This window comes from Sulfitobacter sp. G5_S2_6_S6, from assembly GCF_054968505.1.
Genome location: NZ_JBQKUI010000011.1, coordinates 38651 through 57181, shown reverse-complemented (window position 1 = coordinate 57181; position 18531 = coordinate 38651). Strand labels below are relative to the sequence as shown.

The window sequence follows — 18531 nt, the reverse complement described above, 5'->3', positions numbered from 1 at the left end:
TTGGGTGTCCTAAATTGTTATGGGCTGCGCGTTACAGCGTGAGACCGCCATCAGCGATGAGAGTGTGGCCCTGCACATAGGACGCGAGCGGCGAGGCAAGGAACATGGCGGCACCGGCCATTTCTTCCGGCGTGCCCAAGCGGCGCACCGGGATTGCGCGCAAAGATGCCTCCGCGCGATCCTTGTTCTGTGTGGTGACGGCAGTCAGCTTGGTTGGTACCAGTCCGGGGGCCAGTCCGTTCACCCTGATCCCGTCACGCGCCCAGGACTGGCCGAGCGTTTTGGTAAGGCTGATTGCCGCAGCCTTGGAGGCGGCATAGGCGGGGTTGCCGATATTCGCCTGCAAGCCAGAGACCGAACTGACAATCACGATGGAGCCTTTGGCCGCGCTGAGCATTTGCTTGAACTTGGTCGCCGTATGCATGACCGAGTTGATGTTGATATCCATCACCTCGTCCCAGCCCTTCTTGGCATATTCCGCCTGCTTGTACCGGACAAAGCCCTGAGACTGGACGAGCACATCCAGACTGTCGAAGGGCGGCGCATAAGCGTTAAACTCGTCGAAGTCCGCCACATTGACCTGCGCGTAATGCAGCCCTTCCAGATCAGAGCCTTCTTGGCCCGCGTAATCCGCTGCCGAGGCGCGTGTGCCCCAGACATGCACCTCTGCCCCGCGCGCGCGAAAGCCGCGGGCAATGCCATTCCCGATCCCGCTAGAACCGCCGACGACCAGCACCCGCTTTCCCGAAAAGTCCAAATCATTCATAACAGTTTCCTTCTCAGTTCTTCGTGATCAATCGGTGGGCGCGATTGAACAATGAAATCGTCATCGCATGCAGGTGATCGCCGGTTTCCTTTGGTGCCTTGCCGCACTGGCGCGTGCATGGGTCCCCTCCAGGAGTGTCCCCAGCTTGAAACAGGCGAGCACCCCATACCAGGCGACCGCATCCAGACTGCGTGTCGAATGCCTGTCGTAATGTGCGATGAGTTCATTGAGGCTCGGGAATCCATCCCAGGGTTCGATATCGCCCACCACGGGCGTATGTTCATCAGCCCAAGTGGCCATGACCCAGCCAAGGTCGATCAAGGGATCGCCAATCTTGGCCAGCTCCCAATCGACAAAGGCGACGAGCTCGGGACTGTCAGGGGCAAACATCGTGTTTGCCAAATGGCAGTCACCATGAAAAATTCCGCTCGTAAAATCTTGCGGGAGATTATCCTCAAGCCAAGAGACAATCCTTTCGACATCGGGCAGTTCTTGGAAGCCAGTCCATTCGTCGAAAGCGGCGTAGCCTTCCAGCTGGCTCATCCACCGGCCTGTCTGCCGTTGCAGAAACCCGTCGGGCTTGCCAAATCCTTCCAAGCCTACCGCCTTGTAGTCAACCGCCCCGAGTGCGGCCATCCCTTCGATATAGGAATACCCCATGCGCGCGCGGATCGCCGGGTCGCTGGCGTGAAGCTGCGGCAATCCGTTTGCAGGATTAAAGCCCTCAACCGGAGCCATAAGATAAAAGCAGGCACCAAGCACGGCTTCATCGTCACAACCTGCGATGAACCTGGGGTGCGGCACGTCAGTCGCGCTGAGCGCCTCCAGAATACGCGCCTCGCGCTTCATCGTCTCATTGGAATTCTTGCGCAGATGCAGCGGCGGCCTGCGCAGCACGAACTCTCTGCCGCCCCGGTCAAAGCGCAGCAAGATGTTCTGCGTCCCGCCTGCAAGAAGCTGCAGATTGCTCAGCGGGCCGCGTGCCAACCCGATATCGTCCATCCACGCTGTGAGCGCTTGCAGGTCGACCGGGATCGTTTCCGTGTTTGCTTGATTCATCATAATTCATTTGTATTAATCATTTGAATTATTGCAACCCATAATTTTCTGTGCTCTAGAGGATCGTGATATGACCAGACTGTCTTCAAAGGTGCCCAGCCCATCGGTTGAACGGCTCAAGGGCGAGGCACAGCGCCTCTTTGCCAATCGGGGCATTGATGGCGTTACAGTGCGTGACATCGCCAAAGCTGCTGGCCAAAAGAACCCCGCCGCTGTGGGGTATCACTTCGGCTCGAAAGAGGCGCTGATCCGCGAGCTTATCGTGGACGGTGCCAAGATCATCGACGCACGCCGAAACGCCCAGCTTGATGCTCTGGAAGCTGACGGCGGCCCCACGCGGATTTCGCAGATCGTGGATATTCTTATCTATCCTTCTGTCAATTTAGCAGCAGATGGTGAAACGGACACATACAACCGCTTTCTCCACATGCTCACCATGTCCCACAGGGCCCTCTTCGATGACGCCCTAGAGGGCCGCTGGAACTCAGGCTATCAGCGTTGCCTGGAACATCTGCGTATGCTGATGCCGTCGCAAAGCCGGACCATACAAAATCAACGATTTATATTTCTGGAATCCTATTTGGGCGGAGTGCTCAGCGCGCGTGAGACAAGGCTGGGTGACACGAGCCGCGCCCACGCCACTTGGAGCGACGCATCAACGCTGGCGCATTTCGCAGCCACAGTCACATGGATGCTTGAGATGGAGTGATCCTTGCAAGCAATGTAGATAGCATAACACGGGTTTTCCGACCCGAGTGCGTTGATACGTGTCAAAGATGTCAAAGCGCACGAAGTCCCCGCCACCGAAAGCGCCGCAGTCAAATTGCGGTCAGGTTCGAGATGTCTCGTTAAGATTGGGGGCTAGCCATCAGCCCCCTAATGGAGTTCTCGTCAGCCGCGCTCGATCACTTCCAAACCACGTCTCGCGAAACATCTGGCAAGATGTACGGGGTCCGCACCGTCCGCGCCCGCCGCATTGCCCGCACGCACGCGGTCGGCGATGCCCACCCAGATGACCGAAAACCGGAACAACGCGAAAGCCTTGTGAAACGAGGTCAGCGGTGGCAGGTCGGGGCAGTGTGACATGTAGCGCTCCACGAATGCCTCTTCGGTCGGCAGGTTTTCTGCCGCGAGGTCCAGCCCTAGGATTCCGCCGTATTCTTCGGGCGCCGTGTGCCAGGGCATGCAGCAATAGCCAAGATCGGCAAGCGGATGCCCCAGCGTAGAAAGCTCCCAATCCAGAATGGCGGCCACACGCGGTTCGGTCGGATGAAAAATGACGTTCCCCATCCGGTAGTCCCCGTGGGCGAGGCTCACCCGTCCGTCATCCTGCGGTTGATGCTCGACAAGCCAGGCCGACAATTCATCCAGCTCCGGGATCGGGTCGCTCTGGCTTTCTTCCCACTGTCGTGACCAGCGCGCGATCTGCCGGGCAAAGTAATTTCCAGGTTTGCCATAATCCTCCAGCCCTACCGCTTCGGGGCGGACGTTGTGCATGGCGGCCATCGCGTCGGCCAAACCCATCCACAAGGCATGGCGCTCCGCTTTGTCTGCCGCCGCCAAGGCACCATCCGCAAAAACCCGCCCTTCGATCCGCTCCATCAGATAAAACGGGGTGCCCAAAAGATCAGGGTCCGCATGATACAGGATCGGGCGCGGCACCGGGACGCCTTGGGGGTGCAGCGCCTCGAGCACGCGGTACTCGCGATCAATGGCGTGGGCCCCGCGCAAAATCGGGCCGCCCGGTTGTTTGCGCAAGACCAGCCGTACGTCCCCGCGGGTGACAAAATACGTCGGGTTCGATTGCCCGCCCGCAATCCGCTCGATCGTGACCGGAGCCTTGCCTCCGAAAGTTTCAGCAAGGAAATCGGCAAGCGCTTCCGGCTCGAAATCCATTGCACCCTTTGTTACCGTGTCCATACGCGCCCCCATATCTCAAAATCCCGTCGTTCTGTCTTTATGCTACCGGCAATGCGGTCGAATTGGCCAATCCACAGATATGCCATCACGGCACCGGTTTGGGCTTTTGATGTAGATGGAATTCTATTCGTTGTTCTTTACGCCCATGACGCCAGTTCAAAACACCATATACCCGCCGTCTATGATGAAATCCTGACCGGTATGCCATGCGCTGGCATCGCTCATGATATAAGCCGCAATCGCGCTGAAGTCCGACCCCTGCCCAAGACGTCTTGCAGGAATTCTGGGCAGCACCTTGTCGACGAACGCCTGCGAGGCAAAGCTTTCGTCCGTCAGCGGTGTTTCGACAAACCCCGGCAGAATGCTGTGGGCGGTCACACCGTATCGGGCGTACTCCACCGCCAGCGATCGGATCATCGAGATCAGCGCGCCCTTGGCAGCCGCATAATGCTGATTGCGGGGCATGCCGTTCAAGGCACCGATACTGGAGGTGCCGACCAAACGCCCGAACCTGTCACCGCCTTCGGCCCGCTCCCGCATATGAGCTGCCGCCGCGCGGAGGACGTAATAGGCACCATTAAGGTTGATATCAATCATTTTCTGCCAATGCGCATCCTCGGATTGGTCAAAGCCCGAACTGGGCGTGGAAAATCCGGCATTGGCAAAGCAGCCATCGACGCGACCATGGTCGTTCAGAGTGGCGGCAAATGCGTGATTCACGGCTTCTGAACTGGTCACATCGCAGATGTATGCGCTGACCTTTGTGCCATGGGTCGACAGGTTTTCTAACGCTTGAGCGTTCTTTTCGGCGTTCCTGCCCCAAATGGCGACACCGCAGCCGCATTTGGCAAGCCCCTCGGCCATGCCCAGACCAATTCCGCTGTTGCCGCCGGTGATCAAGGCGGTTTTTCCTGTCAGATCAAACATGTGCAGCCTCCATGCGGCAAGAGTTTCCCGCCGCGATGTTCATTCGGACTTCGGAGCCTCATGCAGCGCTCGGCGGATCGCCGCAGTGTCCCCGCCCATTGCCTTCGGCGTATTGATCCCTGTCGGTTTGCTGCGCGAAAAACGCGGCGCAGGAGCGGCCTGCAAAACGCCATCCACCTCGACCAGCGTTTGACGCGCGGCCATATGAGGATGGTTTACCGCATCATCCATGCTCAGCACGGGGGCCACGCAGGCATCGGTGCCACTAAAGATGCCGGACCACTCCGCCTGTGTCTTGCTTGCGAAAGCCTGTGCGTAAAGCTCGGCACGCTCGGCCCAGGTGGCAGGGTCGTTTTGATCCACGCTATGCTCGGCGGGCAGCCCGGCCTTCTCCAGCAGCAGGGCAAAAAACTGAGGCTCTAGCGGGCCGACGGACATGAACAGATCGTCCTTGGTCCGGTAGCAGCGATAGAAAGGCGCACCCCCGTCCAGCAGGTTGGACGCGCGGTTTTCGCTCCACGCGCCACGCGCTTTGAAGGTGTGGAAAAGACCCATCATCGCGCTTACGCCATCAACCATTGCCGCATCGACCACCTGACCTTTGCCCGATGTCTGCCGCTCGAACACGGCGGCAAGGATGCCAAGCAGCAAGAACATGGTGCCCCCGCCATAGTCCGCGACCAGATTCAACGGCGGCGGCGGCGGGTTATCAACCGTCCCCATAGCAGCCAGGGCACCCGTCAGGCCAAGGTAATTAATATCATGACCCGCCGATTGGCTAAGCGGGCCATCCTGCCCCCAGCCCGTGATCCGGCCAAAAATCACCGTCTCGTCAAGGTCATCTGGCCCAAGCCCCAGCCGTTCCATCACGCCGGGCCGGAAACCTTCGATGACGATACCAGCCCGATTGATCAGCGCCTGCGCGGTACTGCGCCCCTCTTCAGATTTCAGATCCAAAAAGACGGACCGCTTGCCGCGCCGGTTGACATCGGTTTTGTCAGCTGGCGCTTCGGCGCGGTCGATGACGATCACATCCGCACCCAGATCGGCCAGCAACTGCCCCGCCAAAGGGCCGGGACCGATCCCGGCCATTTCGATGACTTCCAGGCCTTTCAGCGGTCCCGACATAACTAACCCTCAGCCCTTTTGACGATCATCCAGCCCAAGGCCGCGACCGATGATTTCACGCATGATCTCGGAGGTACCAGCGTAGATACGGCTGATCCGCGCATCGACATAAAGCCGAGAGATTTCATACTCTTCCATATATCCAGCACCGCCATGCAACTGCAGGCAGGCATCAATGATTTCACCTTCGATCTCCGATGTGAACAACTTGGCCTGCGCCGCCATTTCCGCAGTGCATTCCCCATCTATATGGGCCATCGCACAGTGATCGAGGTAGGCCCAGCCGACATCGAGTTTGGTGCGCGCATCAGCCATGACAAAGCGGCTGTTCTGGAAGGTGCCGACCGGTTTTCCGAAGGCCTTGCGCTCTTTGATGAACTCCATCGTGATCTCGAAAGCGCGTTCCGCACGGGCGAGATAGCCGTCCGCCCCCACCAGCCGTTCTTCGGCCAGATTGGTCATCATCAATTTGAAGCCATCTGTCCCATCGCCAACCAGATCCGATGCCGGCACCTTGACGTTATCAAAGAACAGCTCGGACGTATCCTGCGCTTGCAGCCCCATCTTCTTGAGGTTCTGACCCTTGGAGAAGCCTTCTGCCCCTTCTTGAACCCAGAACAGCCCGATAGAGCGCGGGTTATCGGGGTCCGTTTTCGCGGCGATCAGGTAGAGGCCAGCAATCTGACCGTTTGAGATGTAGGTTTTTGATCCGTTGATGACCCAATGGTTCCCCTGCCTTTCGGCGCGGGTTTTGATCGCCGCAAGATCCGAGCCGCATCCCGGTTCGGTCATGCCGATCGCAAGAATGGTGTCCCCCGAAACGATCCCCGGCATGTACCGGTCGCGCTGATCGTCAGTGCCGAACTTTTGCAGATAGGGTGCCACGATACGGTTGTGCAGCGTGATGAAGAAAGAGCTTTCCACCTTGCCCAGTTCTTCGTTGAGAACCATGTCAAAGCGGAAATCATCAAGGCCCATGCCACCGTATTTTTCATCGGCAAACATCGCCAGAAAGCCGTTGTCCCCAGCGGATTTCCAAGCTTCCTTGCTAACGTGTTTGTTCTGACGCCAGCTTTCGGCATGGGGGGCAACTTCGGCCGCGATCCATTTGCGAACACTGTCGCGAAACATATCGTGCTCTTCTTCAAAAATACGTCTTTTGATCATGGGACATCCCTCGTTGCTTTGATGGGTCTGGGCATCGGTGGCACAAACGGCTTAGCTATTCGTCCAGTTCGGCGCGCGTTTTTCGACAAAGGCTTTGACGCCCTCTTTACCGTCATTGGATTTCAGCACGACGTCAAATTCAACCGTGTTGCCTGCGAAGGCTTCGGGCAGACGCTCGATGTCTTCTTCAAGGGCGTTGAGCACCCGCTTTGACGCCCTGACGGCAGTCGGCGATACCAGCGTGATTTCCTTGGCGATTTCACGTGCGATATCCATCGCCGTTTCACCCTCACCTGCAACGCGGTTAATGATGCCTAGTTCACAGGCACGGTCGGCTGTAATCGCACGGCCTGTCAGGATCAGCTCCATCGCGGCTTTACGACCAATCTGGCGCGTGAGACGTTGCACGCCACCCGCAGCTGCGAACAGGCCAACCTTCACCTCGGGCAGCGCGAATTTCGCATGGGCATCCGCCACGGCAATATCGGATGCCAGAACGATCTCGCATCCACCGCCCATTGCCACGCCATTCACCGCCGCGATAACCGGCTTTTCCCGGCCCCAGCGATCAGTGAGACCGCCAAAGCCGCTGCTGGCGGGTTCAATATTCTGCCCTTCGCTTGTGGCTTTCAGATCGTTGCCCGAGCAAAAAGCTTTGTCCCCGGCCCCGGTGATGATGGCGACCCACAGATCCGGGTCCTGCTCGTATCCATCAAATATATCGTGCAATTCCTGATGCGCCCCGCCGTGGAGGGCGTTATAGCGATCCGCGCGATCAATCGTAATTTCAAGGACATGGCCGTCACGTTTGACCGAGATATAGTTGAAATCGCGCGCCCAGATATCCTTGGCATCCTTGGTTTTTACGTCAGTCATTCCATTCTCCATTTTCCCGCGGCGCAGTCAGGTTCCCACGTCGACTTTTGCAGTGCCGTGATGTGGCAGGAGGGATCGCCCCCTCCCCCAACGTCACAGCGGCCAATCAGCGCGGTGCCATCCTGATAGCACCGTCCAAGCGAATGTCTTCGCCGTTCAGGTAGGGATTGCGCACCATTTCGAGAGCCAGAGAGGCATATTCTTCTGGCTTACCAAGGCGAGCAGGGTTGGGCACCATCGCCCCCAAGGATTGCCGAACGTTTTCGGGCAGGCTCATCAAAAGCGGCGTCTCGAAGAGACCGGGCAGGATTGTATTGACGCGAATATGCTCCGCCGAAAGGTCACGGGCGATTGGCAAAGTCATACCAACAATCGCGGCTTTCGACGCCGAATATGCGACTTGGCCGACCTGACCGTCCTCTGCCGCAACGGAAGCGGTCGAGATGATCGCGCCACGCTCTCCGTCCTCCGGGTCGAGGGTCATCATACCCGCGGCGGCCTTCACGGTGCAGATGAAGGTGCCGATCTGGTTGACCTCAATAATCTTGCGATATTCGGAGATCGGGAACTGGGAAATACCACCAGTTTTGCGATCCCGCCCAGCGGTCTTGATCGCGTTGCCGATGCCCGCGCAATTAACGAGAATACGTTCCTGCCCGTTTGCCGCCCGCGCCTTTTCAAAGCCAGCGTCGACGCTGGCTTCGTCCGCCACGTTCACCTTGCAAAACACGCCGCCCAATTCAGATGCAATTGCTTCGCCGGCTTCCTCGTTCAGGTCAAACAAGGCCACCTTGACGCCATGTGAAGCCAACGCACGCGCTGTGGCAAGCCCCAGTCCGGAGGCACCCCCAGTGATGACTGCCGAGATTGAGTTATCAAGTTTCATTCGCGTTCTCCGTAATTTATCTCAAAGGGCGTTGATGCTATGACCGCCATCCACGGTTATGGTCGCGCCGGTCATGTAGCTGTTCTGTTTGGCCGCCAGCATGAGCAATGGAAGATTCAATTCTTCCATGGCCCCAAACCTGCGTTGCGGAATGCGCGCAGCCATGCGGTTCCCCGCTTCGGATCCCAGAAAATCCGCATTCAACTCTGTCTGGAAATAGCCCGGTGCCAATGCATTGACTCGAATGCCGTCACGCGCGACCTCAATCGCAAGCGATTTGGTCATATGAATAACGCCGGCCTTGGTTACCGCATACGCCCCTGATTTGAGCGCAGTTCGCGATGCTGTAATTGACGCAATGTTAACAATGGCCCCGGCTGTCTTCTCTTTGCGAAACATTGCGACAGCCTGTTTGGACACACGCCAGACCCCGCTCAGGTTGACATCTATCAACTGCTGCCACTCGTCTTCATCCATATCGGCAAGCCAAGAATTCTGACCGATACCCGAATTGTTAATAACGATGTCACAGGGTGGCATATCCGCAAACGCCGCCAGAACCACTTCGGGAGAGCCCACATCCATTTGAACAACGTGGACATCGCGCCCCATCGCACGCAATGGCGCTGCGACCTCCTCCAGCTTGTCTGTGCGTCGTGCTGCGAGAACCAGGTCAGCCCCTTGCACCGCAAGGACAGAGGCGAAATGGGCGCCCAGGCCGCTCGATGCTCCTGTGACGAGCGCTCTGTTTTGGCTCAAGTCGATACTTAAGGGTGGGGTCATTCTAGGTTTCTTCTTGGGGTCGTCTCGTTTCGAGGGAGCAAAAATTTGCAGAGGGCGATCATGACCAGCCCTCTGCATGCATAAAGGCTTACACCCGCTCGATGATGATTGCGGGGGCCATGCCACCGGCCGCACACATCGTGATCAGGCCATACCGACCACCAGAACGCTCTAGTTCATCCAAGGCAGTACCGATCAGAATGGAACCGGTCGCACCGATAGGATGACCGAGCGCCATCGCGCCGCCGTTGATGTTCACCTTGGAACGGTCGAGCTTGAGATCCCGAATGAACTTTTCCGCAACCACGGCAAAGGCTTCGTTGATTTCATAAACGTCGATATCGTCAGTAGTCAGACCCGCTTTCTCCAGAACCTTGCGCGCTGCCGGAACAGGAGCGTTCAACATCAACGTCGGATCGTCGCCAATGTTCGCCGTCGCCACGATGCGCGCGCGCGGCTTCATGCCTGTCTTTTTCACATAGCCTTCGGACGCCAGCAAAAGGGCCGCCGCGCCATCCACAACGCCAGAGGAATTCCCCGCATGGTGAATGTGCTGCATTTTGCCCTTCAACTCAGGATAGCGCGCATAAATCATGTCGCCGTAGGTCGTCCCCTTGTCGTCAATCGGGAACTCCATGAACTTGTCGAAAACCGTGTTGAGGGTTGAGAGAGAGTCAAGCGTGGTGCCGGGGCGCGGGAATTCTTCCTTGTCCAAAACCAGTTCGCCGGTCTCGGGGTCGCGCACTGGTACGATAGAACCGTCGAAACGCCCTTCGGCGATGGCTTTGGCAGCGCGTTCTTGGCTCGTCACGGCCAGCTGATCTGCTGCAGCGCGATCAATGCCTTCAATCGTCGCGATGGCGTCTGCACTGCAACCCTGCTGGGTCTGCGGGTGCTTTGCGCGCAGGCTCAGGTTGCCCGCGTCCATCATAAAGGGTTTCTTCGGGTCAGCGATCTGCCCGGTATAGCTCATCATTTCGGTGCCGCCCGCGATGACGACATCCTCCATCCCTGACATGATCTGGGCTGCAGCCAGCGAAACCGTGGTGATCCCGGAGCCGCAGAAACGGTCAAGCGTGACGCCTGACGCTTTGACGTCATAGCCCGCATCCAGCGCCGCCATGCGACCAAGGTCGCCGCCCTGCTTGTCTTTTTGCGTACTCGTACCCCAAATAATGTCATCCACATCAGCTGTGTTCAGATCGTTGCGATCCCGCAGCGCGGCTAGGACAGTGGCCCCCAAGTGTTGAGGATGCAGGTGCGCGAGCGCGCCCTTCCCGACCTTCCCAACACCGCGAGGGGTGCGGCAAGCGTCAATGATATATGCTTCAGCCATTGAGGGTTTCCTTCTCTAAAGTTCAGCTGGCTCGCCGCCTGCCGTTTGCTTCGCGCCCAGTTCACCGCCGCCTAAACCGACAGTTAAATTCATTCACTGCAGGCATCTCATCACAACATTAATTAGTCAAGTAGTTAATTAAGTTAACTGCGCGAATAGTCTGTTAGTTATAACGCCGCCTCGTTCACAAAGTGAGGCGACACAATAAGTGTTGCGAGGAAACTCGGTGCGTCTCACTTCATGATTTCGGGCAAGAACAATGTGATCTCAGGCCAGATTGCCAGCACCGCCAGCACCACCAGGTCCATGAGGATAAACCACATCACGCCACGGAAAATTTGGGTTGTTGTGGCGATGTTCCCGACGACACCCTTGATGACAAAAATGTTCATCCCGATGGGCGGCGTCACCATCCCGATTTCCAGGAGTTTGGTGAGCACGATCCCGAACCAAAGCAGTGACCAATCGGCGTCCTGCACGATCGGCAGAACAATCGGCATCGTCAGCAGCATCGCGCCAATCGGCTCGAGAAACATACCAAGAATGAGATAGACCAGTATGATGCCAAAGAGGATCATGGCCGGATTGGCGGACAATCCGATGATGGAGTCTGACAGGTAATCTCCGGCACCTGATAGGGTCAGAAATCTTGTCAGCAATGTCGCGCCAACGCCGATGACGATCAAGGCAGCAGTCGTGATCATCGTTTCCTCAACGGCAAGCCGGAAGCGACGCCAATTCAGTGTTCTGCGGGCCAGCCCCACCAGGCATGAAAGGAACGCGCCAATCGCGCCAGCCTCTGTCGGGGTGAAAGCACCAGAGAAAAGCCCACCAAAAATCCCGATCATGACCACGACAATCGGCCAGGTATCTTTGAGCGCCGAAAGGCGCTCTGCCCATGAGGCGCGAACCCCTACGGGTGCCATAGCCGGATTAATTTTGACACGAACCAGAATTACCACGCAGTAACCAATCGCCGAGATCACCCCCGCTGTGATGCCGCCCAGAAACAACTGCGGCACTGATACCTGTGCGATGACCCCATACAAAATCAAAATGATCGAAGGCGGGATCAAGGCTCCGATGGTGCCCGCGACGGCAACTGTGCCTGTCGCAAGTTCGGCATTGTAGCGCGCGCGCATCATCTCGGGCACGGCAATACGCCCCATTGCCGCGGCGCAAGCAACCGACGACCCGCATACTGCCGCAAAACCTGCGGAACCAAAGACCGCCGCGATGGCAAGCCCACCGGGGAGCGCAGACGTCCATACCCTTGCGGCCCTGAACATCCCTTGGGTCAGCTCAGCATGATAACAAATAAACCCAAGGAGCAAGAACATGGGGACCGAGCTAAGCACCCAGTTTGCGGAAAACTGATAGGGCATGACCGCAAGCGCGCCCCAGGCAACCCTCCAGCCCAAAAGAACATAAAGCCCGCCAAAGCTTACCCCGATCAAAGCAACGCCGATAGGAACGCGCAAGGCAATCAGGACAAACAAAAGCCCCAGACCGCTGAGACCAATACCGATATCATCCATTTGCAAGCTCCTCCGCTGGCAATTCGCCATTCATGTCAGGGCCAAAAGTAGATTGTGCGCCTCTGGCAATTGCTTGCGCACGCCAAAGCGCGGTTACAGCCATCAATCCGCAGCCCAAAGGCAGCGCGAAATAACTTGGCCACACAGGGATGGTCAGCGACCCTTGCTGGATTGCCGCGCTAATTTCCATTTTGTGAATAGCTTCTATCCAGGTACGAACCGTGACGAACCCGAATACAATCGCAGCCAGAAACGCGGCCATCGCAGCCAGCCCGCTTTGAACATTGCGCGGCATCAGCTCGGTGAAGACTTCGACAGAAACATGGGCATCGCGCGATTCAGCCACCGCCAGCGAACAAAAGCCAAGTATCACCATGTAATAATGGGAAACGATGGTGATCGTACCTCTGATCGGCGAATTGAAAACAAACCGTAAAATTACATCGGTCGTAATGTGCAACATCATGAGCGTTACGCAGATGATGCCGACCAGTCCCATTACCGAGACCAACGGTTCGAGCACGCGTTGAAAAAGCTTCATTCGAGCCTCACTTATCTGTGGGATGAAGATTGCTGCACCGTCGGAAAACGACGTACCGTCGGTGCAGCAGATCGCTTACTGCCCGTAGGTCGATACATCGACCTTCGACAGAACTTCGGTCCAGTAAAGATCGGACAGCGCATCAGCATCCTGTACGTCTTTCACCAAACCAACCCATTTGGTCATGAGCTCACGCACCTTCGAGACACTTTCTTCACCGCCCGTAACGCCACGCTCGGCGTAGATGTCAACGACGTTCGAGATGTCTTCGTTGATCCACACGACGCTTTGCGTGCGCAAACTTGCTTCTGCCTCGTGGAAAGTGATCCCCTGTTCCTTGGCCTTGGCAATGTTGTCTCGTGCCTCACCATAATAGGCCCAGTTCATTTCCGCCGCCACGACGGCAGACCCTTTCAACATCGCGGTTCTGCCTGTGTCATCAAGGCCAGCCCATGTATCGGCATTCACATTGGTAAGACCTGATACAAAGGAAGACCCCGGCAGGTTTGTCGTGATGTCTGTCGCCACATCAATAAAGCTGAAGTTCGTCAGCTCCGAAGCTGATGATGCAGTACAGTCAATGACGCCCTGGTTCAGCGCCTCGAAAGTCTCGTTGATCGAAATGGAGACGGGCGTGGCCCCCATCGCCTCGATCCAGCGGCTCCAGAAGGCACCAGGCGTGCGGATACGAGCACCCTTCAGATCCTCGGCCGAAACGACCGGTTTTGTGCACTGCAGCATGTAGGGGGGTGTCCCCGCACCCGCTGTGTAAACGTGGTTCTGGGCCGCAAACTCGCTCAAGCAGTCGCCACAGTTGAACATGACGTATTCCATGATCGCGCCAGTGAAAGCAAAGGCCATCCGATCAGGGTCGCCTTCCACCACTTCACTAAAGCTAGCCAGCTCGGTCACGAAGTTTGTATTGGGGAATTCGGATAGGAAATACGGTGTCAAAACAGTTGTTATGTCGGCAATCCCGTCACGTACACCCGATGTCGACTCCAGAAAGTTAAGCAAAGACAGTGGGAAAACCTTTACCGTGACGTCGCCGCCAGATGCCTCTTCTACCGCATCAGCATAGGTCTCGATCGCCTCTGTCGGCAGCGCGCCTGGGGGCCAGCCGATCGCATAGCGTAAATCGCGTGCCTCGGCCGATGTCGAGAATGTGCCCACTGATGCCGCTGCAAGAACCAAAGCAGACCCGCTGCTTTTGAACAATTTAGAAAACTTCATTTAACTTCTCCCTTTGATTTTCAGTAAGTCGTCGGTTTTCCCCGACTTGTTGGTGACTGTCTGTGCTCCGAAGCCATGCAGCGGAGCGGTCATTCGGCTGAGATACTCCACGAACCGCAGCCAGAATTTCGGTTAAAGCGCTTCGACGATGGTGACATTCGCCAGCCCGCCGCCCTCGCACATGGTCTGCAACCCGTAGCGTTTTGCGCGGGCGCGCAATCCATGCACCAATGTCGCCATCAGCTTGGCACCCGAAGCGCCCAATGGGTGACCCAGCGAAATGGCCCCGCCGTTGACGTTCAAACGATCAGGGTCGGCACCTGTGTGCTTGAGCCAAGCAAGAGGGATCGAGGCGAAGGCTTCGTTGACCTCGTAAAGATCAATCTCGTCGATCGTCATGCCTGCGCGGGCCAAGGCGCGATCGGTGGCGAAAAGCGGCTCTTCGAGCATGATTACCGGATCGCCACCCGTTACCGTCATGGACCTGATCCGTGCGAGGGGGGTCAGCCCGTGGGCCTTGACCGCCGCGGCACTGGCAATCAAAACCGCCGAGGCACCGTCGCAAATCTGGCTGGCGTTGCCGGCGGTGATCACGCCGCCCTCTTTCAGCGTCTTCACGCCGGCCAGCGCCTCCATCGAGGCGTCGGCACGGATGCCTTCGTCCGTCCGGTGCATTTCGCCATTCTCGAGCTCAAGGGGCACGATCTCTTGGTCGAATGCACCTGCTTCGGTCGCCTTCGCCGCGCGCTGATGGCTCAGCAAAGCAAAGGCATCAAGATCCTCGCGGCTGAAGTTATGCTTGCGTGCAATCGCTTCGGCACCGGAAAACTGGCTAAAGGCCACGCCGGGATATTTGGCGTCCAGCCCCGGCGACTTGGCCGAACCGGGCTCGAAGTTTCGCGTGAAGACGCCTGTGGTCCCCATCGGTACCCGCGACATGGATTCAACGCCCGCAGCAATCACCAGGTCCTGAGTGCCGGACATGACGGCCTGCGCCGCAAACTGGATCGACTGCTGGGAAGAGCCGCATTGGCGGTCAATAGACACCGCCGGTACGCTTTCGGGCAGGGACGAGGCCAGCACCGCGTTGCGACCGATGTGCAGACCTTGTTCGCCGCTTTGACCGACGCAGCCCATGATAACATCCTCAATGGCAGCGGGATCGATGCCGGTATTCTGCACCGTGGCGTCCAAAACGCGCGCGGCCAGATCGACGGGGTGCCACCCGGACACCTTGCCGCCACGACGGCCACCAGGGGTGCGCAATGCAGAACAGATATAAGCTTCGGTCATTTTATTACCTTCCTTTACGTAGAGCGCAGAACGCCTGCTTAGCCGCCGAAACGCGCGGCACGCTTTTCCATGAATGCCGCGACACCTTCGGCAAAATCGCGGTGATTGCCCGCGTCGCGTTGTAGAACACGTTCCAATTGCAGGGTTTCGGTGAAACTGGAATCCGCCGCTGCCCATGCAGATTGCCGGGTCAGCGCCAGTGCACGGGTTGGCCCGTCCGCCAGTTTTTGCGCAATCTTCATCGCTTCCGCCTCGACAACGTCATCCTCGAACAACCTGGTGATCAGGCCCCACTCAAACGCTTTTTCTGCCGGTAGTTTTTCTGCAAGCATCATCAATTCCATTGCCCGCACCCGTCCGACCGAGCGCGTCAAAAACCACGCTGCGCCGCCATCGGGAACCAGCCCGATCCGCGCAAAGGCCTCAAGAAAATAGGCCGATCGACCGCAGGTGATGATGTCACCCGACATCGCCAGAGACGCACCTACCCCCGCCGCTGCACCGCGCACCGCTGTGATGAAAGGCACTGGCAAGGTCCGGATCGTTTCAACCAAGGGGTTGAAGGCGTCCTCTAGTGTTTGACCTGCATCCAGTTCCCCTTCACCGGGGGCAAGATCGCCGGACAGGTTGGCCCCAGAGCAAAATCCGCGCTCTCCGCCCGCCAGAATGATGCAACCGGAAACCTTGGCCTCGGCACGCAACACTTCGCGCAGGGACAGTGCCATCGGCGTATCCATGGAATTCAACGTCTTGGGGTCATTCAGGCGCACCGTGCTGACACGCCCCTCGCGGGTGACTGCGAGACGGTCATCAAGTGTAGAAGTTGTCATCGGCAGGGCTCCTTTAATTTCGGGGATCGGGTTGGCTATTGCCATTTCGGCGCCGACCAATCGGGAAAGATGTCGGGCAAATCTGTACTGACCTTGTCGGGAAAAACCGCCGGACGCTTTTCCGTGAAACTGCGCACACCCTCTGCGGCATCGGCGGAGGCGCTTCGCAGTTCAATCGCAAGGCTGTCGACGCGGTGCGCCTGCATTGGGTGATCGGCACCCAACATCCGCCACATCATCTGCCGTGTCAGCGCGACAGAAACCGGGGCGTTGTTTGCGCCTATTTCCTCGGCTAGTTCCTGCGCGGCCCCAAGCAGATCGGCGGGTTTGTGGACCGAGCGTACCAATCCGGCGGAAAGTGCTTCCTGCGCATCAAAGATGCGACCCGTCGTGCTCCATTCCATCGCCTTGGAGATACCGACCACACGCGGCAGAAACCATGATGAACAGGCCTCCGGCACAATGCCACGGCGGCCAAAGACGAACCCGAATTTGGCATCCTCGGAGGCAAGCCGCATATCCATCGGCAACTGCATCGTGGCACCAACGCCAACAGCCGCGCCGTTGACGGCGGCGATCACGGGTTTGAGGCTGTCAAAGATGCGCAAGGTCAACAGACCGCCGCCATCGCGCACGGTGCCGTCGCCTACCTTGCGCTTTTCCACATCCACAAAGCCTTTGGTCCCGCCAGAAATATCCGCACCGGCGCAAAATGCCCGGCCCGCCCCGGTCACCACAACAGCGCGCACAGCGTCATCTGCATCGGCCACATCAAAGGCGTCGATAAGCTCTTGCATCATCTCAATCGTGAAGGCGTTCAACTTTTCCGGCCGATCAAGGGTGAGCGTCATGACCCCGCCCGTCAGATCAGTGCGTACAACAGCCATCAGTTCTCTCCCTTTAGCGGGGCCGCAACGCTGCGCGGCGTCGGATCGGGAATGTTGCCGCGTCGGGGGCCAAGGTAACCGAACAGCCATGCGCCGACTTTTCGCATCTGGATCTCTTCTGCGCCTTCAGTGATGCGGTAGCGGCGATGATGGCGATAGATATGTTCGAACGGTTTGTGCCGAGAATATCCGATGCCGCCATGAATTTGCATGGCGCGGTCTGCGGCCTCGCAACACAGACGGTTGGCCTGATAATTGCACATGCTCACCTTGTCAGACAGTTTCTTGGCGACCTCGGGGTGTGGCATGCGGTCCATCTCCCAGGCTGTCTTGCGGATGAGCTGGCGCAGCATTTCTGCCTGCGTGGCCAATTCGACCAAGGGGAACTGGATCGCTTGATTTGCGGCCAGTTCTTTGCCGAATGGTTTGCGGGTGCGGGCATAGCGCACGGATTCCTCGATACAATATACCGCAGCCCCCAGCGAACTCGCCGCCTGCCGGATGCGGTTTTCATGCACAAACGCCTGCGCCAGCGCCAAGCCGCCGCCCTCTGGTCCGAACATCAGATCATCCGGCACCCAGACGTCGTTGAAACTGATCCGCGGATGATCGGTGGGCATGTTGAAGGTCCAGAGATATTCCTCGATCTTCAGCCCCGGTGTCTGGGCAGGAACCAGGAAAGCGGTGATCCCATCCGCCGCGCCATCCTCGCCAGAGGTGCGCGCGAAGGTGACGCAATGGGTCGCGGTGTGCATCCCCGTGGTCCACATTTTTTCACCATCAATGCGCCAGCCGGATTTGCCATCGCGGGTTTCGCGAATGGCACGGGTTTCCATATGCGTGGCATCCGACCCATGCGCTTCCTCGGTCAACCCGAAGGCCATGCGGATGTCGCCGCTCAGCGCGCCCGAGATAAATGTCTGCTTTTGCGCCTCTGTTCCGAAATCGCGCAGCATGACGATGACCGGAAAATTGCCGATTACCGAATGCTCTGACTGCAGGTCGTTGAACAGACCCAGCCCCTTGGCGGCCATATGCTCGCGCACGACGGCCATGGCCAGATTGCCGCCGTCCTGCCCGCCGAATTCCGCAGGCAGGGAAAAGCGGTACAGCCCGGCCTTGTCGGCGCGGTGGACGGCTTCGGCCATCAAGGCTTCCCACTCGGGCCGTGGCAACCCGCCGTTGTCAAAATCGGTGCGCGCATATTCCCGGCGATGGTCGAAAAACCGTTCGTTATCGTCCTCGGCCTGCAACGGTACGATTTCTGCTTCGATAAACGTATCAAGGCGGGTCACAAGATCGGTAATTTCAGAAGGTAGATCAAAGTTCATCTGCGGGTGTTCCTTGTGTCGATTGGCGGC

General features: G+C 57.9%; 18 protein-coding genes. 1 reads left to right on the top strand and 17 read right to left on the bottom strand.

Going from position 1 to position 18531, the window contains the following annotated elements:
- Nucleotides 1-31: 31 nt before the first annotated feature.
- Both ACTRWK_RS15390 and ACTRWK_RS15385 read right to left on the bottom strand, forming a co-directional pair.
- The gene (locus tag ACTRWK_RS15390) at nucleotides 32-766 is read right to left on the bottom strand and encodes an SDR family NAD(P)-dependent oxidoreductase (RefSeq protein WP_037942173.1); all 735 of its coding nucleotides are present in this window, start codon (nucleotides 764-766) and stop codon (nucleotides 32-34) included.
- Nucleotides 767-826: 60 nt separating this feature from the next.
- Entirely contained in the window at nucleotides 827-1768 is a 942-nt protein-coding gene (locus tag ACTRWK_RS15385; RefSeq protein ID WP_462844041.1) for a phosphotransferase family protein, read from the bottom strand.
- Nucleotides 1769-1895: 127 nt separating this feature from the next.
- Here ACTRWK_RS15385 and ACTRWK_RS15380 point away from each other — a divergent pair, with 127 nt between their 5' ends.
- On the top strand, nucleotides 1896-2534 hold the full coding sequence (locus ACTRWK_RS15380; protein WP_037942176.1) for a TetR/AcrR family transcriptional regulator: 639 nt from the start codon (nucleotides 1896-1898) through the stop codon (nucleotides 2532-2534).
- Nucleotides 2535-2716: 182 nt separating this feature from the next.
- Here the strand turns inward: ACTRWK_RS15380 and ACTRWK_RS15375 are convergent, their stop codons facing one another.
- The 15 genes from ACTRWK_RS15375 to ACTRWK_RS15305 all read right to left on the bottom strand — a co-directional run bounded on the left by ACTRWK_RS15375 (nucleotide 2717) and on the right by ACTRWK_RS15305 (nucleotide 18501).
- A complete protein-coding gene (locus tag ACTRWK_RS15375) occupies nucleotides 2717-3745 on the bottom strand; it encodes a phosphotransferase family protein (protein WP_289081848.1) in 1029 nt (342 codons plus the stop codon).
- Nucleotides 3746-3901: 156 nt separating this feature from the next.
- Nucleotides 3902-4672, bottom strand: a complete 771-nt coding sequence (locus ACTRWK_RS15370) for an SDR family NAD(P)-dependent oxidoreductase (RefSeq protein WP_289081849.1) — start codon at nucleotides 4670-4672, stop codon at nucleotides 3902-3904.
- 39 nt (nucleotides 4673-4711) lie between these two features.
- Nucleotides 4712-5800, bottom strand: coding sequence for a CaiB/BaiF CoA transferase family protein (locus ACTRWK_RS15365; RefSeq protein WP_289081850.1), 1089 nt, complete (start codon nucleotides 5798-5800; stop codon nucleotides 4712-4714).
- A gap of 9 nt (nucleotides 5801-5809) precedes the next feature.
- Nucleotides 5810-6967, bottom strand: a complete 1158-nt coding sequence (locus ACTRWK_RS15360) for an acyl-CoA dehydrogenase family protein (protein ID WP_005848330.1) — start codon at nucleotides 6965-6967, stop codon at nucleotides 5810-5812.
- A 51-nt stretch (nucleotides 6968-7018) separates the two neighbouring features.
- A complete protein-coding gene (locus tag ACTRWK_RS15355; protein WP_289081851.1) occupies nucleotides 7019-7843 on the bottom strand; it encodes an enoyl-CoA hydratase-related protein in 825 nt (274 codons plus the stop codon).
- A 106-nt stretch (nucleotides 7844-7949) separates the two neighbouring features.
- The gene (locus tag ACTRWK_RS15350; RefSeq protein WP_037942179.1) at nucleotides 7950-8729 is read right to left on the bottom strand and encodes an SDR family NAD(P)-dependent oxidoreductase; all 780 of its coding nucleotides are present in this window, start codon (nucleotides 8727-8729) and stop codon (nucleotides 7950-7952) included.
- Nucleotides 8730-8750: 21 nt separating this feature from the next.
- Nucleotides 8751-9512: an SDR family NAD(P)-dependent oxidoreductase gene (locus ACTRWK_RS15345; RefSeq protein WP_289081852.1), complete on the bottom strand. Its 762-nt coding sequence runs from the start codon at nucleotides 9510-9512 to the stop codon at nucleotides 8751-8753.
- A gap of 88 nt (nucleotides 9513-9600) precedes the next feature.
- A complete protein-coding gene (locus tag ACTRWK_RS15340; RefSeq protein WP_037942181.1) occupies nucleotides 9601-10848 on the bottom strand; it encodes an acetyl-CoA C-acetyltransferase in 1248 nt (415 codons plus the stop codon).
- Nucleotides 10849-11081: 233 nt separating this feature from the next.
- Nucleotides 11082-12386: a TRAP transporter large permease gene (locus tag ACTRWK_RS15335; RefSeq protein WP_005848322.1), complete on the bottom strand. Its 1305-nt coding sequence runs from the start codon at nucleotides 12384-12386 to the stop codon at nucleotides 11082-11084.
- Nucleotides 12379-12927 (bottom strand): TRAP transporter small permease, encoded by a 549-nt coding sequence (locus tag ACTRWK_RS15330; protein WP_005848320.1) that lies wholly within the window; start codon nucleotides 12925-12927, stop codon nucleotides 12379-12381. The genes ACTRWK_RS15335 and ACTRWK_RS15330 overlap by 8 nt, the downstream gene beginning before the upstream one ends.
- A gap of 75 nt (nucleotides 12928-13002) precedes the next feature.
- Nucleotides 13003-14160 carry a C4-dicarboxylate TRAP transporter substrate-binding protein gene (locus ACTRWK_RS15325; RefSeq protein ID WP_289081853.1) on the bottom strand — a complete coding sequence of 386 codons (1158 nt, stop codon included), beginning with the start codon at nucleotides 14158-14160 and terminating at the stop codon, nucleotides 13003-13005.
- A 132-nt stretch (nucleotides 14161-14292) separates the two neighbouring features.
- Entirely contained in the window at nucleotides 14293-15453 is a 1161-nt protein-coding gene (locus tag ACTRWK_RS15320) for an acetyl-CoA C-acetyltransferase (RefSeq protein ID WP_462844040.1), read from the bottom strand.
- Nucleotides 15454-15491: 38 nt separating this feature from the next.
- Complete coding sequence (locus ACTRWK_RS15315) at nucleotides 15492-16283, bottom strand: enoyl-CoA hydratase-related protein (protein ID WP_462844039.1); 792 nt, start codon at nucleotides 16281-16283, stop codon at nucleotides 15492-15494.
- 35 nt (nucleotides 16284-16318) lie between these two features.
- Nucleotides 16319-17170, bottom strand: coding sequence for a crotonase/enoyl-CoA hydratase family protein (locus ACTRWK_RS15310; RefSeq protein ID WP_306285915.1), 852 nt, complete (start codon nucleotides 17168-17170; stop codon nucleotides 16319-16321).
- Complete coding sequence (locus tag ACTRWK_RS15305; RefSeq protein ID WP_462844038.1) at nucleotides 17170-18501, bottom strand: acyl-CoA dehydrogenase family protein; 1332 nt, start codon at nucleotides 18499-18501, stop codon at nucleotides 17170-17172. The genes ACTRWK_RS15310 and ACTRWK_RS15305 overlap by 1 nt, the downstream gene beginning before the upstream one ends.
- Nucleotides 18502-18531 lie beyond the last annotated feature (30 nt).